Source organism: Mesorhizobium sp. CA14, assembly GCF_020165195.1.
GTDB lineage: Bacteria > Pseudomonadota > Alphaproteobacteria > Rhizobiales > Rhizobiaceae > Mesorhizobium.
Genome location: NZ_JAIUHR010000005.1, coordinates 192,374 through 207,347, shown reverse-complemented (window position 1 = coordinate 207,347; position 14,974 = coordinate 192,374). Strand labels below are relative to the sequence as shown.

Here is a 14,974-nt window from a genome sequence, read left to right as displayed (position 1 = left end):
CGAATTCGGTGCACCATAGGGCTGACTACCGCGCAAATGGGCGCGATGACAATATCCCCTGGCGGGCGAACCTTCAGCTGCCGGTGGCAATCAACCTAGATTTTATCCGCCAGTATGACGCCGGTGATGCCATAAGCGCGGCGCGTCTGCTCAATGGCCTCGGGCGTGACATCGATCAGCAGCGCGATGATGTCCCCGTCCGGATGTTCGAGCGCATTGCCGAGTTCGTAAAGCGTCCAGCCAAGCGCACGCAGGCGTTTCGGCCAGAATGTTTCGCACACCACGCTGATTTGTCGAATCCCCAGACTTTGCGCCGTTTCGAGCAGGCCGCACAGAACAAAGCCGGCGATCGGCGACGACGCTCCGTGCGTGCGAAGCGATGGGACGACAAAAAAACGCGTCCATTCGAAAATATCAGCCGCTCGCGGAGGCGTGCCGCCGGCGAGAACCGGGAAGACCTCGCTCATGAGATGCGGCTGGAGCGTCGGAACAAGACGCGAGCCGCCGACGATCTTGCCGTTGGAATCGAGCGCCAGAACATAAAGCGCATATTCGTTGTCGAAGGCGTCGATCTCGATGTTGATGGGGCGGGCGACGGCGCGCCAGCGTCTATGCTTGACGTAAACGTCGTACCGGATTCGAAAATAGCGCTCCAGGACTTTTCTATACTGCTTCCTGTTTTCCCAGGTGACCAGATGAATACGGACCATGTCGCCTCCAAAAGTGGAGGTCGTAGGAAAACACGCTTCGCGCCCGTATGATGGTATTCAGGTATTGCTAAATCTGGATTTCCTGTCGTCGCAGAGCTTTGACGATGGCATGCGAGACATTGGCCGCATCGAGCTTGCCTCGAATGTTGCGCTGATGGCTTTCAACCGTGTTCCTTGTGACGCCCAGGATGCAGGCGATGTCTTCGTTCGATTTGCCTTCGGCGCTCCACTCCAGGAGTTCGCGCTCGCGCGGCGTCAAGGGTGCGGCCTCAACGGCCTGGCCGGATTCTTCCAGCCCCGACAGGCGTCGAAACACATGCACGCAAAGCGTCTCGATGAATGGCACGACGCCCGGCGCTATTTCAATCCGATCGCCCGCTGCCGTGACGACTCCGGGACCTGCCAGCGGCACGTGGACGGGAACGCACAGACCTTGGCCCATTCCGAACTCCGCCGCTTCATCCATCACCAGCTTTGCGCGCGCAAAAAGCTTTGCCGGCGGAAGTTCGTCCCACAGGAATGGCTTCGGCGAATGCCGGCACTGCGCGACGCAGGGATCATGCGAAAAGTAATCCTCTGACATGTAGCGAAGATGCCATTCGGGCGGCCAAGCATCGACCAGGATCTCTCGCTTCCAGTCGGTGTCGTGGGGCACGGGCAGGCCGGTGATCAGAAAATAACGCAGGCCGTAACGCTCGATGGCAGAGCGGAACTCTTGGAGGATACCATCCACCGAGCACGCGGCATCGATCTTTGAGATCGCTGCAAACAACCCGACAAGACTATCGATCTCCATCGGCAGACCTCGACAAGAGTCAGGCCCCATCCCAGCCAGGAACTTACGGTCACAGATGCGATATATTCAATGGGACTTGCGCCGAATGTACACTTCAGGAGTCAATTAGCTGGCGCAAAGATAAAGAACCTGAATGCCGTATCAATGTTGGCTGAACAGACCGCGCTTCATTCCGCTGACTTTGGCGTCGTCTGCTTCGTCCCGCGGGTTGCTCGCCGATTCGATGGGACGGCCGTGATCAACTCTTGCGGTTCGACATCCAGGGCCTTCGCCAGGATCTCGACTGTATCCAGCGTGGCGTTGCGCCGACCGGCCTCGACGCTGCTGATATAGGCTCGCGTGCGGCCCGAAACGAAAGACAACTGCTCCTGAGACAGTCTTCTTTCTCTGCGTAGCCGCTGCACGTTCAAACCAAAAACGCCGCGAAGTTTCATCAAACAACGGATGCTACGACGCGCACTATGGTGCGACACACTATAGTGCACATTCCGCATTGACAGCGGTGCCGTGGGCTGTTTGAAACAACCAGCGAATTCATCGTTTCCTGACACAGGAATAGCCATGCCGAGCCGGCCGTTTCGCGACCTCGCGCACGACATATCCGTGCATTCCTCAGGCGAGATCAGCCGACCCGGAACAGAAGAAAGCCGGGTCCTGGAATTCGTCTGCATTCGGTGCGGTGCCTCCTACCCCGCCGATATCACCATCGACTCCAAAGGGTGCGCGCGGTGTCACCAGATCGCACCCGCAAATCTTCGGCCGGTTTATACGGATCCTCCCCCTCATCCCTTGGAGGGCGCCACCCCCTCGCGCTCGTTATGGCGTTTTGCGCATATGCTGCCTTGCACAGCCGCGGATGCAGTGAGCCTTGGCGAGGGGTTGACGCCCCTGCTCGCGGCGCCGCGCATCGGCGCGGTTCTCGGCGTGCCCAACCTCGCAATCAAGGACGAAGGCCGAAACCCGACCTGGTCGCATAAGGACCGCTTCTCGACCGTCGCGGTCAGCGTGGCGCGCGCCCGTGGCGCTAAGATCGTCGCGACCGCGTCTTCTGGCAACGCCGGCGCTTCGCTGGCGGCCTACGCTTCCAGAGCCGGACTGAAGTGCGTTGTCACTACTTTCGCTGGGTCTGCCGGCGCGATGCTCGCGCAGATCCGAAAATATGGCGCGACGGTGCTGCCCTTGGTCAACAAAATGGACCGATGGTCTCTGCTGGAACAGGCGGCTGCCCGCTATGACTGGTTCATCGCCTCGCCCTATCACGGTCCGGTCGTCGGCAGCCATCCACTCGGCATCGAGGGCTACAAGACGATCGCCTACGAGATCGTCGAGCAATCGGATGGCACGGCGCCGGACTGGTGTGTCCTGCCGGTCTGCTATGGCGATGCGTTGTCCGGCGTGTGGGCGGGCTTTTGCGAGTTGTATGCGCAAGGGACGATCACGCAGCTGCCCCGCCTCGTCGCCGCGGAGGTGCACGGGTCGTTGGCGGATGCGCTTGCCAGGGGCGCCGATGCCTTGAGCGAACGCAAGATGTTCTTTGACAGCCTTGCCGTATCGATCGGCACGCCGCGCAGCACCTTTCAGGCTTTGAAGGCTCTGCGCGAATCCGGCGGGCACGCCGTCCCAGTCGACAATCACGGCCTGATCGCGATGCAGGAACGCCTTGCGCGGGACGAAGGAATCTTTGCCGAACTGGCATCGGTCACGCCGCTGATCGCAATATCGGCGTTGAAGGATCAAGGGATCATCGCAGCCACAGACCGCGTCGTGGCCGTCGTGACCGCCAGCGGTCTCAAGGACCTCGATCGGTCTACTGGATCGAACGAACACGATCGGATCTTCCAGACGACGCAAGACGCCTGGGGCTGGCTCGATAAAAGCGGGCTGGATCTCGTCTCATAGATTCTCCACCGCACCAATAGCCGACGGCACCGCACTTGCTGTCTGCGTTTTGAGCACATCGTCGAGACTGCGCCGTAGCCAGAGAAAGCGCGTCCATTGCGTCTCTGCGGCCGGTGCGATTGTCGTCAGCGTCCTCGGCTCAGGCGGTTCCTTGCAGGGCCAGCCAGGCAGGGTTGCAAGCCAGTCGTCATTGTAGACAGTCTCGGCATGGCGATGGCCTTCGTCAGGCATGATGACCGCGACCTGTGCGTCTGGCAGGGTCTTTGCGACCCATCGCGCCACCAATGCGGCGGCGCCGCTGGTCGGCCCCATGAAGATACCGTGCTCGCGCAGTAAACGGTGCGCGCTCATATACGCCGGATAGGCGCCGACCCAATGGATCTCGTCGACAAGCTCATGCCTGACGTTTTTCGGCAGAACGCTGTTGCCCAGGCCCCGCAGCATGCGTTTGCCGACGGGCTGCCCGAACAGAATGCTGCAATGGGTATCGACGGCAAACACCGTCAGGTGGGGAAAGACAGTTCGCAGAAAGGAGGCCGTGCCGCATAACGAACCGCCAGTCCCTATGCAACCGACCAGACAATCAACCTTTCCCAACGCCCGGATGAAAAGTTCAGCCAGCCGCGCATAGGCAAGCCAGTTCCCCGGGCTGTCATATTGGCGGGTCCAGAAGCCGTCCGGCTCCGTGGCCAGGATTTCCTGCAGGCGCTCAAGCCGGCCAGGCTGATTGCCGTCACCGCGCGGATCGTCAAGCGAGATGACCGTGGCGCCGATGCGCTCCAGTCGGGCTTTGTATTTGGCGTCGATAAGCGTCGAAGCGGTGACGAGGGTAAGGCGATAGCCGCGCGCCGCCGCGAGCAGCGCCACCGCCATGCCGAACGTGCCGGACGTCGTCTCGACAATGTGGGAGGCTGCCTTCAGTTCGCCATTCGACGCTGCCCGATCCAGAATGTAGCGGGCCGGCATGAGCTTCATCAGCGGAAAAGCCGCCGCCACCAAATTTGGCGCCAGGCGAGCCAGGCGTGGGGTCTCGAGATCCCTGAAATAGTCAATTGCGAGGGTCACCATGCCCAGCCCTCCGCATTGACCGGATGGACCTCGACTTCCTTGAAGCCGGCCCGTCTTATCTGTTGTGCGACCAAAGCTGCCCGTCGCTTCAGATTTGATGCGAAAAGATCGAAGATCAGACCAAATAACGACCCGCTATGGGCGACTTGGACGCCACACGCCCCGGCCCGCCTGGCGATTTCAGCGATCTCGTCGAAACCCTGTTTCGGCAAGTGCCGTTGACTGATCAAGGCACTGGCCGAGGCAGCGCGTCCGAGAAGATTCGGATCCTGAAGGTAAACCGCCCGCGCCACCAGCGCCCGAAGCACACCGAATTCCTGGATTTCGGCACTGTCGTAGCGCGCCGGCGGCAGCTGCAATGTGTCGACCGGGACACCGCCATTCGCCTTGAACCCGACCAGTAGCAGCGGCGGCAGCGAGCCGCCGAAATTCTCGATCACGGTGCCCTCGCGTTGCGCGAACAGCACGGCGTGCTCATCGAATGCGATCGCATCGCTGGCGCGCTCGGCGGCAACGGCGAGACGCCCGATGGTCGAGGGCCGCAACTGGACCTTGAGGGCCGCGGCAACAGCGCGAATGGAAGCGACGACGTCCGCGGTCGATGAGCCGTACCCGTGCCCCACGGGGATCGAGCTTTGCAGCGTCAGCACGCCACCGCCGGTCACATTCAAGAAATCGAGCGTGAGCCGCGCGGCTGCCGACGCCTTGATCTTATGATCGGGGTGGATAATGACGGCATCATCGTCGCTCCTGGCAAAGGTGGCCTCGGACCTCAAACCGGCGATCGGCAGCGTGACGAGCCCGCGATGAAGGCGCCCGCCATCATCTTTGAAGACGCCCTGGATGAGTTCGCCGTGGTGCGCGATCGCCGCTCCCGTCCCGATCGATGACCGCAGCGTTTCACCGCTCATAAGGTCGCCGGCGCCAGCCATGTTAATCTCCCCCACGCTTTCTCGCAGCGGAGGAGGATGGCGCCGACAGCTGACAACAGCCCTCACGGAATTCCGGTATTGACGGCTTGCCATCGAACGAGCCGGCCGGGAGGCGCGTGATCGATCGTCAGGCGGCGGAGCCGAGGTGCCTCAGCGGCCGGCCGATCGAAACCGATTGCGCCGCAGCCAAGATACCCTGTGCGTCGATCGCGTAATGCCGGTAGAGATCCGCGATCGTGCCGGTCTGGCCGAAATGCTCAACCCCCAACGCGCGTGTACGGTGGCCGTGGACCGATCCCAGCCAGGCGAGCGTCGCGGGATGCCCGTCCAACACCGTCACGATGGCGCAGGAAGCCGGAAGACCGGCCAGAAGCCGCTCGACATGACTTGAGGCGCGCGGATGGCCGTACTGGCGCGCCCGGGCGGCGGCTGACCAGCCGGCGTTCAGCCGATCGGCCGAGGTCACGGCCAGAAGCCCGATATCGCGGCGATCGCCGGCCATCAAACCCAGCGCCTGTACCGCTTCCGGCGCGACTGCCCCAGTATAAGCTATCACCAGCTCGGCGTTCGGCCCGGGGTTGCGCAGCCAGTAGGCGCCATCGACGATGTCGCGCGCCAGCTTGCTTTCCATCGGGCGCGTCGGCTGCTCGATCGAGCGCGTCGAGAGCCTCAAGTAGACCGAACCTCCGGTCTGATCGCGCAGCGAGGTATGGTCGTCAGGTTCCGCTTCGCCGGTACGCTGCATATAGTCGAATGCCCAACGCAGGATGATTGCCAGCTCATCGACATAGGCCGGCTCGAACGTCGCCAGACCGTCCTGCGCCATACCGATCAGCGGCGTGGCGATCGACTGATGCGCTCCGCCTTCGGGAGCCAGCGTCACGCCGGAGGGCGTCGCCGCCAGAATAAAGCGGGCGTCCTGGTAACAGGCATAGTTGAGCGCATCGAGCCCGCGCTCGATGAAGGGATCGTAGAGCGTGCCGACCGGAAGCAGGCGCTCACCGTGAAGCGAGTGCGACAGGCCGAGCGCCGAAAGCATCGTGAAAAGGTTCATCTCGGAGATGCCCAGTTCGAAATGCTGTCCCGACGGCGCAAACGTCCAGTTGAAGGTGGAGGGAATGCGCTCCTCGCGGAAAATGTCCGCCTGATCGCCGGGCGCGAACAGACCCCGCTTGTTTACCCAGGCGCCGAGATTGGTCGAGACAGTCACGTCGGGTGACGTCGTGACGACGCGGCTTGCAAAATCGCTGTCCGACTTTGCGATCTCGTGCATCAAAAGCCCGAAGCCTTGTTGTGTCGACATGAACGGCTGAGCGGCAAAGCTGATGCGCGCCGGCACCGGAATAGCTGGGGCTTTGTGACGACGCGGGGCTGCCTGCGCGAAAGGCGTGGACGCGAGGAAGGATCGTATCGCGCTCTCCTCGTAGGCGAGGCCCTCGAACATGTCCCATTCGCGGCCCTCGCGGACTCCCATGCCTTGCCGCAGCGCGTCGACTTGCGCCGGTGTCATCAATCCGGCGTGGTTGTCCTTGTGGCCGGCGAGCGGCAGGCCGAAGCCCTTGATCGTATAGGCTATGAAGCAGGTCGGGCGATCATGCCCGCGCGCTTCCTCGAAGGCATCGATGATGCTCGCCAGATCGTGGCCGCCGAGGTTTGCCATCAGGGCCGCAAGGTCTTCGTCGCTGCGCTTCTCGATCAGACGGCTGACCGGTCCCTGATCGCCCAGATCGTCCAGCAGACGCCTGCGCCATGCAGTGCCGCCCTGGAAGGTCAGCGCGGAATAGAGCTGATTGGGGCATGCGTCGATCCAAGTCCGCAGCTTTTCGCCGCCCTCCTCCTCGAAGGCGGCCTGTTGCAACGTCCCATGTTTCAGGATCACCACATCCCAGCCGAAGTTGCGAAAGATGGATTCGAAACGCTGCCACAGGCCTTCGCGCACCACCGCGTCGAGGCTCTGCCTGTTGTAATCGACGACCCACCAGGTGTTGCGCAGGCCGTGCTTCCAGCCCTCGAGAAGTGCCTCGAAGATATTGCCTTCATCCATTTCGGCGTCGCCGAGCAGGGCGACCATCCGGCCTTCCGGCCGATCGGTCTTCCAGCCTTTTGCCCTGACATAATCCTGGACCAGGGAGGAGAACAGGGTCTGCGCCACGCCCAGTCCAACCGACCCGGTCGAGAAATCGACGTCGTCGATATCCTTGGTTCGGGACGGGTAGGATTGCGCGCCGCGATACCCACGAAAATTCTGCAGCTGCTCGAGCGTCTGCTTGCCGAACAAATACTGTATGGCATGGAAAACCGGGCTGGCATGCGGCTTGACGGCGACGCGGTCCTGCGGCCTCAGGATCTTGAAATAGAGCGCCGTCATCAAGGTCGAGGCGGACGCCGACGAGGCTTGGTGGCCGCCGACCTTGAGGCCGTCCGTCGAGTCCCGAAGGTGATTGGCGTAGTGGATCATCCAGACGGCCAGCCAGAGGACCTTGCGTTCAAGCTCGGAAAGGATCGTCATCGTCGGCTCCCGTGAAATCGCGGCTCAACGATACCTGGGTCGACCTTCCGAATGTGGCTATTCTTGCGCAAAGCGATCGATGATATTGGCTGACCCAGCCAATAACGACGCCCAAAAGAGGGAACGATGCCAAATCCAGCGCTTGACGCAATCGACCTGAAGATCATCGCCGCGCTGCAGAAGAACGCCAAGGCGACTTCGAACGACCTCGCCGAAGCCGTCGGTCTTTCGCCCTCCCCTTGCGCGCGGCGCGTCAGGCTCCTGGAGAACGCCGGCGTCATCAAGGGCTACACCGCGGTCGTCGACCAGAAGAAGCTCGGCCTGCCGATCAGCGCTTTCGCGTCGATCAAGCTTGAACGGCAACGCGAGGACGATCTCGACCGCTTCTCGCAAGCCGTGCTGCGCTGGCCGGAGGTGGTCGACTGCTATCTGATGACCGGCCAGCGCGACTACCTGATGCGCATCGTGGTGCGCGACCTCGAGGCCTATGAGCGGTTCATCAAGGACAAGCTGACGCGGCTGGATAACATCGCTTCGATCGAAAGCAGTTTCGCCCTGGGTCAGGTCAAGCGCTCGGAAGTTCTGCCCGTCTGATCGAGCAAGTATTCTGCGACGGCCATTGCGGCGGCAGCCGGTCTGCGTGACCTTGCGCTGATCGAGCGCGGATGCACCTCAAGATCGTCCGTCCCTGGCCGCAACCTCGATCAATTTCGCCAGCAGGTGGCGGAATCTTTGGTCAGACTTATCCGCAATGCTTCCTATATCTTCCGCCACCATGCCGGGTGCAGAAACTGACGCCTCCCCACTTATCGAAACGCTGACCCTGAACGCCCTTGCGTGGCTTTTCTCGCCTGCTCCGTTCCCGTAAATTCGGAATTCAACAGACGGCGCAATGGCGCTAGCCTCGCGGCGCGGCATGGGGTTTACATCGATGGTCACCTCTCCCGCCACGTCTGCCTTGGCCGTTTCCAACGAGGCAACGACGACCTCCTTTAGCCAAGCTCTGGCTTGGGTGCCAAAGTCCACCTTTGGAGTATTCCCATCCGCGTTCTCGTCCTGCCGATGGTGAGCTTTCTTGCCCCGCTCAAGGGCCTCTTTGAACTTGGACATTTCTGGCCGCCTCCGACCTGTCATCGCATGAGATACGGCAGATCGGCCGCAGCTCTCCAATTTAAAGAACGCACACGATCCTCGGATGTTGCGCCTGGACCAAATTGGTGCTTTGGCCACGCATAACTGATGGCGCTCTGCGGGCTCGCTTACTGGATGCATGGCTGGACCGCCGGTTCTGTGGCTTTTCGCAAGCGCACGTGATCGGCATAGAAGTGGCGAGGTCTTCAACGTCATTAGGCCGCGTGGTTACTCGCCTTCGCTTCCAGAAGGATGAACTGAGCGCCGCAAGTTAAGCGGCTTCTCACTACGCTGCCTTTCGAACAGCAGCCCTGAATGGATGGTCGATGGTGAAGGCGTCCGGCCGGATTCCCCGCTCGATCTGCGTCCATGTGACAGGATGGGCAATAGGAAAGCCGGGCCGCGCTCGTGGCGAGAACGTACCGACTGCAGTATTGCCGCGCCCGTTGCGAAGATAGTCGAGGAAAATGCGACCCCGTCGGGCTGCTGGATCGGCTGACAAAAGGTAACGGTCCGGCTTGGCATCGATGAGCCGCTGGGCGAGCGATTTGGCCAGTTGCCGCGCCCTGTCGTGGGTCACACCCGAAGCCAGCGGAGCCGTCAGGTGAATGCCTTTGCCCCCGGTGACCTTCGGCCAGCTCCGCAAGCCAGCTGCTTCCATGATGTCACGTAGCGACAGCGCCGCCTCGATCACCGCATCCCATGGCACGCCTTCGCCCGGATCGAGGTCGAGCACGAGCTGATCTGGATGCTCGATGTCGTCAACAGTGGCGTTCCAAGGGTGTAACTCGACAGCGTCCATTTCCACCAACCCAAGCAGCCCGTCGAGATCGTCTACCCAGACCCGAACACCTTCGCCGCCCTCGCGCTTCTGAACGCGTAGCTGGTGCACCGGTCCTGGTATCGGAGGGAGCGGTCCCTTGTGATAGAAGATGGCCCCGTGCGCATGACGTACCAGCTTCAGTGGCCTTCGTCCCAAATGGATCAGCGCTCGGTCGGCCACTCGCTGCCAGTAGCCCGCAAGCTCTTCCTTGGAAGGTGCAACAGCATCGGGTAGCAACTGGAGAATGTTCTCGCGAGGAACGCCATGTTGGCCCCCCAACCTGCGCTTGGAGGGCGACGGCGGCTTCGCCGGGATCACCTGGAGATCCTCGCGCAATCCCTTGAACACGGCCTCGCGCAAGATGCCCCGGTCCGTCACGCCACTGAACTGCACCTCCGCCAGCACCTCCGGCCGGACCCACGTTGCCTTGGGTTTTTTGATGGGCTCCGAGAGGGGTGATTTGCTGATGATGAGCGGATCAAGCCGCTCGCGAACCCGCCGGGCTGCCTCCAGCGTATAGCCGCTTTGCGCCTTTCCAGCATAGAGCAGCCGCTCGCCCTGCCATCTGCCGATATAGAGCGAAGCAATGCGGCGTGGCTGCGCGCCAAGCTTTTCGACGAAAGCGACAATCGGGAACGTGTCGCTCTTGACGCATTTCACCTTGAGCCAGCTCGCTTGCACACCGGAGCGGTAGGGAGAGTCAGCCCGCTTTGAGACGATGCCCTCCAGGCCCATGCGGCAGGCATGGTCGAAAACTTCACTGCCGCTGATTTCCAGGTGTTCGGCATAGGTCAGTGTTGGAGCCGTTTCCTGCAGGAGCCTGTGCAGCGCAGCTTTGCGCTCAATCAGCGGCTGCTGTCGAAGGTCGCGGCCGTTGAGGTGCAAAAGATCGAACGCAAAGAACATGAGCTTCGGCGAGTTCGGATTTCCGAGCTCCCGCTCGAGAGCTTGGAAATCCGGCAGGCCGGTGTTGCCGAGAACCACAGCTTCTCCGTCAATGATCGCGGATCGGACCGGCAGGTTCGCCGCCGCCTGAACGATACGCTTGTATCGATGCGACCAGTCATAGCCGCGACGAGTGAAGGCACGTGCCGCGCCACCTTCAACGATAAGCTCGGTCCGGTAGCCATCGTATTTGATTTCGTGCAGCCAGTCCGTGTCGGCAGGAGCGTTCTCGACCAGCGTCGGTGATTGGAATTCGATGAAGGCGAGGTGACCGGTCGATTTACGCATGCACTCGAACTCCTGAACCGGGATTCAAACCGGGCCGGAGCAATCGGTTCCGGAGATTTTAGCAAAATTGAATATGATTGTCGGCCGCCGACGCGGTCGGCTGCTGCCTCTGAAGCCCCTAGACCTTGTAGGCGATGATCGTGCGCCGTGCCTTATTCGCTTAACGGTCACTCCAGCGGCGAGCCGCTTCTCGTGGTCGCAATATTTTGTACATATTTTGTATATCTATATTGACGAACGAGCGACCCTCAACGTAGCGTTGAAGGGCTGGGGTCGGACCCCTGCGCGCAACTCAATCTCACGGGAGGACTGCACGATGAAATTTCGAGCCCGATCGGCCGCCATTGGCCTGGCCTGCATCGCCTATGCCGCGATTGTCGGATCTGTGCTGCCGGCCACGGCGGAAACGACAAAGGAACGCGTCTTGAGAGAGGGCAGGATCGTGATCGGCATCCACAACCGCGCGCCATGGGGTTACAAGAAGGAAGAAACCGGCGAGTTGCTCGGCTGGCACCCGGACCTGCTCAGAGCGGCGTTCGCCGACCTCGGCGTCAAGCAGATCGACTTCCAGGTCACCGAGTTCGGCGCATTGATCCCTGGCTTGATGGCAGGCCGTTTCGACGCCGTGGCGTCCGGCCTGTCGATAACGCCGCCGCGATGCCAGCAGGTCGCCTTCGGCGCTCCCGACCTGAGGCAGATGGACGCGGCGATCGTACTCGCCGGCAACCCAAAGGCGATTCATAGCTATGCGGATCTTGCCAAGAAGGCCGAGACCATCATGGGCGGCGGGCGTGGCAGCAACGTCATCCAGAACGCCATGGCCGAGGGCGTCCCTCAGGATCGCATCCTGCAGTTTCCCGACATCGAGACCAACATCGCGGCACTGCGCGCCGGCCGCATCGACGCCGCGGTGTTTTCTTCCCCGACGGCGATCGGGCTGCTGGCCGGTAAAAAGAGCCCCGATCTGGAGCGCGCCACCCCATTCACGACCGACGAGAAGTCGATCAGCTACGTCGCGATCGCCTTCAGGAAGGATGATCGTGACCTGCGCGACCTCTACAATCAGGGGCTGGCCAAGATCATGTCGAACGGCACGATTGCCACCATCATGGCGAGGTACGGATTTGGTCCCACGGAAAACGTGCCGCCAGGATTGACGACCTCGCAGTTGTGCGGAGCCCCCAACTGACCGGTTCGGCAACGGGAAGACGTCCAGCAATCGCAGGACCTAACGAGCCGCGCGGCCCGGGCGGCGCCTTCGCCCGCAGACCCTCATATCACTGTCGCTCGGGATCGCCGGATGGCACGACGTCCTCGGGGATTTCCTGCCGCAAGCTCGGCCCCTTGGCCAGCCGCCTGCCAAGTGCGGAAACGAAGGCGTCATAACGCTCGCTTGCCTTGGCGCGCGCCGCCTGGGCCAGCGGCTCAGGCAAGGCCGGAGTGGTGGCGAGCCAGAAGCGGATGAAGACCGCGTGCGTTTCAACCGAAATGCCGACATCGCGCTCCAACCGCGCAATCCGGCGATCGATCCGGTCGAGACGTTTGGAGATCGCCGCCTCGCGTTGCGCGTCTGCATCCGGAGAGAGGAACGAGGCGATCGCTGCTTCAGCAATGAGCGACTGCGAGCGATCGCGCCGGGCGGCATAGTCGACCAGCAAGGCCATCACGGCAGGATCGAGATAGACGGAAATCTGGACCTTCTTCTTTCTTGCTGCCATGGCCTTCACAGCTCCATGCCATCGTCCGGATCGAGCGCGATCTGACGCGCCACGCCCCGAACAAGGCGAGCCATCCGGCTGCTCTTCGCGGCGAGATCATCCGTCTCCTCAGGCGCTTCGATCTCGAATTCGTTGACGGGCGGCAACTCCGCCGCAGCCGGGAGAAGCGGATCGAGCTCGGGCTGACGTCGCAATTCGGACTCGGTCGACGCGTCCGGGACTTTCGCCAGGGCAGTTGCGGCTGCCATCCCGGCTGGCGGAACCGGCAATGGAAGCGCCGTCCAATCGTCAGGCTCCGCCTCGGCTCGAGTCGTGACAGCCGGCGGCGGCATGATGCGCTCCCGCAACCGCGGGTCTTCGAAATAGCGCGCCTTCTTCGCCCGGATAGGCGGCGTGCCCGCCAGCATGACGATCTCGTCGCCGGTCGGCAGTTGCATGATCTCGCCGGGCGTCAGCAACGGTCGCGCCGTCTCCGAGCGCGAAACCATGAGATGACCGAGCCAAGGCGAGAGGCGGTGACCGGCATAGTTCTTCATAGCCTTCAGCTCGGTCGCGGTGCCCAGGGCATCGGAGACGCGCTTGGCGGTGCGCTCGTCGTTGGTCGCGAAGCTGACGCGTACATGACAGTTGTCCAGAATAGAATTGTTCGGACCGTAGGCCTTCTCGATCTGGTTGAGCGACTGCGCGATCAGGAAGCTTTTCAACCCATAGCCGGCCATGAAAGCGAGCGCGGATTCGAAGAAGTCGAGCCGTCCGAGCGCCGGGAACTCGTCCAGCATCAGGAGCAATCGATGGCGATCCGTCCTGGCCTGCAGATCCTCGGTCAGACGGCGGCCGATCTGGTTTAGGATGAGACGGATCAGCGGCTTGGTGCGGCTGATGTCGGAGGGTGGAACGACGAGATAAAGCGTCGCCGGACGAGGATCGGCGACCAGGTCGGCGATGCGCCAGCCGCATGCGCGCGTCACCTCCGCCACCACCGGATCGCGATAGAGGCCAAGGAAGGACATCGCGGTCGAGAGCACGCCGGAGCGTTCGTTGTCGGACTTGTTCAACAACTCACGGGCGGCGCTGGCGATGACCGGGTGCGGACCGCCCTCCCCCAGATGCGGCGTCGTCATCATCGCGGCCAAGGTCGATTCGATCGGCCGCTTCGGATCGGAGAGGAAGGCAGCGACGCCGGCAAGCGTCTTGTCCGGTCCGGCATAAAGCACATGGAGGATCGCGCCGACCAGGAGCGCGTGGCTCGTCTTTTCCCAATGGTTGCGCCGTTCAAGCGAGCCTTCGGGGTCGACCAGGATGTCGGCGATGTTTTGCACATCGCGGACTTCCCATTCACCGCGGCGAACCTCGAGCAAAGGATTGTATGCATCCGATCTTGCATTGGTCGGATCGAACAGCAGCACCCGGCCGTAGCGGGCGCGGAAGCCTGCGGTCAGACCCCAGTTCTCGCCCTTAATGTCATGGACGATCGCCGAGGCAGGCCAGGTCAGCAGCGATGGTACAACAAGCCCGACACCCTTTCCCGAACGCGTCGGTGCAAAGCAAAGCACATGCTCAGGCCCGTCGTGTCGCAGATAGTGGGTTCCATAGCGGCCCAGCACCACGCCGTCGGGGGCGAGCAGGCCTGCCGCCTGCACCTCGCTTCTTTCGGCCCAGCGCGCGGAGCCATAGGTCGCGACCTCCCTCGCCTCGCGGGCACGCCACAGCGACATGCCGATCGCTACAGCGATCGCGATGAAGCCGCCCGAGACGGCAATCAGACCGCCGCGCGCGAAGATGGCTGGTGCGTAGGCGTCGTAGAAATACCACCACCAGAAGATGGCGGGCGGATAATAGACTGGCATGCCGCCGATGACGAACCAAGGGGCCCCCAGCCGCTCCTGAAAGCCCAGCTGCCAGGCCGACCATTGCGTCGAAGCCCAGATCGCGAGGAGCACGATCAGGATGACCACGATGATCTGTCCCCAAAGGACTTTCGTTCCCGACATTCGCTTCTCCTCGTGCGGAGAGTTCGCCAAGGCAGATGCGAGATGCAACCGCCGGCTCGCGCCGATCGCGTCGCGTCGTACTGTCGGCAAGGAAGACAGGTAATCGGGAAGCCCAAGGGCCCCGCGCGAGCGAGAGCGCCGCCCCTCCTGGCCCAGGGATTTGA

Annotated in this window: 13 protein-coding genes; 3 read left to right on the top strand and 10 right to left on the bottom strand. The window is 62.1% G+C overall.

Annotated elements, in window-relative coordinates:
* Window positions 1-95 precede the first annotated feature (95 nt).
* The 3 genes from LB565_RS08955 to LB565_RS08945 form a co-directional block, all read right to left on the bottom strand.
* Window positions 96-710: an acyl-homoserine-lactone synthase gene (locus LB565_RS08955; protein ID WP_224582933.1), complete on the bottom strand. Its 615-nt coding sequence runs from the start codon at window positions 708-710 to the stop codon at window positions 96-98.
* Window positions 711-777: 67 nt separating this feature from the next.
* Complete coding sequence (locus tag LB565_RS08950; RefSeq protein ID WP_224582931.1) at window positions 778-1,506, bottom strand: LuxR family transcriptional regulator; 729 nt, start codon at window positions 1,504-1,506, stop codon at window positions 778-780.
* Window positions 1,507-1,673: 167 nt separating this feature from the next.
* Window positions 1,674-1,940 (bottom strand): helix-turn-helix domain-containing protein, encoded by a 267-nt coding sequence (locus tag LB565_RS08945; protein WP_224582929.1) that lies wholly within the window; start codon window positions 1,938-1,940, stop codon window positions 1,674-1,676.
* A 127-nt stretch (window positions 1,941-2,067) separates the two neighbouring features.
* Here LB565_RS08945 and LB565_RS08940 point away from each other — a divergent pair, with 127 nt between their 5' ends.
* Entirely contained in the window at window positions 2,068-3,405 is a 1,338-nt protein-coding gene (locus LB565_RS08940) for a threonine synthase (protein ID WP_224582926.1), read from the top strand.
* On the opposite strand, the gene LB565_RS08935 is transcribed toward LB565_RS08940, so the two are convergent.
* From LB565_RS08935 to LB565_RS08925, 3 genes are all read right to left on the bottom strand, one after another.
* Complete coding sequence (locus LB565_RS08935) at window positions 3,400-4,473, bottom strand: PLP-dependent cysteine synthase family protein (protein WP_224582924.1); 1,074 nt, start codon at window positions 4,471-4,473, stop codon at window positions 3,400-3,402. The two genes, LB565_RS08940 and LB565_RS08935, sit on opposite strands and share 6 nt — an antisense overlap.
* Complete coding sequence (locus tag LB565_RS08930; protein WP_224582922.1) at window positions 4,467-5,405, bottom strand: kinase; 939 nt, start codon at window positions 5,403-5,405, stop codon at window positions 4,467-4,469. The genes LB565_RS08935 and LB565_RS08930 overlap by 7 nt, the downstream gene beginning before the upstream one ends.
* A 127-nt stretch (window positions 5,406-5,532) precedes the next feature.
* The gene (locus LB565_RS08925) at window positions 5,533-7,914 is read right to left on the bottom strand and encodes a transketolase (RefSeq protein ID WP_224582920.1); all 2,382 of its coding nucleotides are present in this window, start codon (window positions 7,912-7,914) and stop codon (window positions 5,533-5,535) included.
* A gap of 126 nt (window positions 7,915-8,040) precedes the next feature.
* Here LB565_RS08925 and LB565_RS08920 point away from each other — a divergent pair, with 126 nt between their 5' ends.
* On the top strand, window positions 8,041-8,508 hold the full coding sequence (locus LB565_RS08920; protein WP_224582919.1) for an Lrp/AsnC family transcriptional regulator: 468 nt from the start codon (window positions 8,041-8,043) through the stop codon (window positions 8,506-8,508).
* 78 nt (window positions 8,509-8,586) lie between these two features.
* Here the strand turns inward: LB565_RS08920 and LB565_RS08915 are convergent, their stop codons facing one another.
* Both LB565_RS08915 and ligD read right to left on the bottom strand, forming a co-directional pair.
* On the bottom strand, window positions 8,587-9,024 hold the full coding sequence (locus LB565_RS08915; protein ID WP_224582918.1) for a hypothetical protein: 438 nt from the start codon (window positions 9,022-9,024) through the stop codon (window positions 8,587-8,589).
* A 307-nt stretch (window positions 9,025-9,331) separates the two neighbouring features.
* Complete coding sequence (gene ligD, locus LB565_RS08910; RefSeq protein ID WP_224582917.1) at window positions 9,332-11,101, bottom strand: DNA ligase D; 1,770 nt, start codon at window positions 11,099-11,101, stop codon at window positions 9,332-9,334.
* 73 nt (window positions 11,102-11,174) lie between these two features.
* On the opposite strand from ligD, the gene ehuB reads away from it, so the two are divergent.
* A complete protein-coding gene (gene ehuB, locus LB565_RS08905; protein WP_224583115.1) occupies window positions 11,175-12,290 on the top strand; it encodes an ectoine/hydroxyectoine ABC transporter substrate-binding protein EhuB in 1,116 nt (371 codons plus the stop codon).
* Window positions 12,291-12,378: 88 nt separating this feature from the next.
* Here the strand turns inward: ehuB and LB565_RS08900 are convergent, their stop codons facing one another.
* Both LB565_RS08900 and LB565_RS08895 read right to left on the bottom strand, forming a co-directional pair.
* Entirely contained in the window at window positions 12,379-12,819 is a 441-nt protein-coding gene (locus tag LB565_RS08900; protein ID WP_224582916.1) for a CopG family transcriptional regulator, read from the bottom strand.
* Window positions 12,820-12,824: 5 nt separating this feature from the next.
* On the bottom strand, window positions 12,825-14,810 hold the full coding sequence (locus LB565_RS08895; RefSeq protein WP_224582914.1) for a conjugal transfer protein TraG: 1,986 nt from the start codon (window positions 14,808-14,810) through the stop codon (window positions 12,825-12,827).
* Window positions 14,811-14,974 lie beyond the last annotated feature (164 nt).

Coding starts and splice junctions, on each gene's coding strand:
- LB565_RS08955 (WP_224582933.1), bottom strand. CDS start 710: ATGGTCCGTATTCATCTGGTCACCTGGGAAAACAGGAAGCAGTATAGA.
- LB565_RS08920 (WP_224582919.1), top strand. CDS start 8,041: ATGCCAAATCCAGCGCTTGACGCAATCGACCTGAAGATCATCGCCGCG.
- LB565_RS08915 (WP_224582918.1), bottom strand. CDS start 9,024: ATGTCCAAGTTCAAAGAGGCCCTTGAGCGGGGCAAGAAAGCTCACCAT.
- LB565_RS08935 (WP_224582924.1), bottom strand. CDS start 4,473: ATGGTGACCCTCGCAATTGACTATTTCAGGGATCTCGAGACCCCACGC.
- ehuB (WP_224583115.1), top strand. CDS start 11,175: ATGATTGTCGGCCGCCGACGCGGTCGGCTGCTGCCTCTGAAGCCCCTA.
- ligD (WP_224582917.1), bottom strand. CDS start 11,101: ATGCGTAAATCGACCGGTCACCTCGCCTTCATCGAATTCCAATCACCG.
- LB565_RS08895 (WP_224582914.1), bottom strand. CDS start 14,810: ATGTCGGGAACGAAAGTCCTTTGGGGACAGATCATCGTGGTCATCCTG.
- LB565_RS08940 (WP_224582926.1), top strand. CDS start 2,068: ATGCCGAGCCGGCCGTTTCGCGACCTCGCGCACGACATATCCGTGCAT.
- LB565_RS08945 (WP_224582929.1), bottom strand. CDS start 1,940: ATGAAACTTCGCGGCGTTTTTGGTTTGAACGTGCAGCGGCTACGCAGA.
- LB565_RS08930 (WP_224582922.1), bottom strand. CDS start 5,405: ATGGCTGGCGCCGGCGACCTTATGAGCGGTGAAACGCTGCGGTCATCG.
- LB565_RS08950 (WP_224582931.1), bottom strand. CDS start 1,506: ATGGAGATCGATAGTCTTGTCGGGTTGTTTGCAGCGATCTCAAAGATC.
- LB565_RS08925 (WP_224582920.1), bottom strand. CDS start 7,914: ATGACGATCCTTTCCGAGCTTGAACGCAAGGTCCTCTGGCTGGCCGTC.
- LB565_RS08900 (WP_224582916.1), bottom strand. CDS start 12,819: ATGGCAGCAAGAAAGAAGAAGGTCCAGATTTCCGTCTATCTCGATCCT.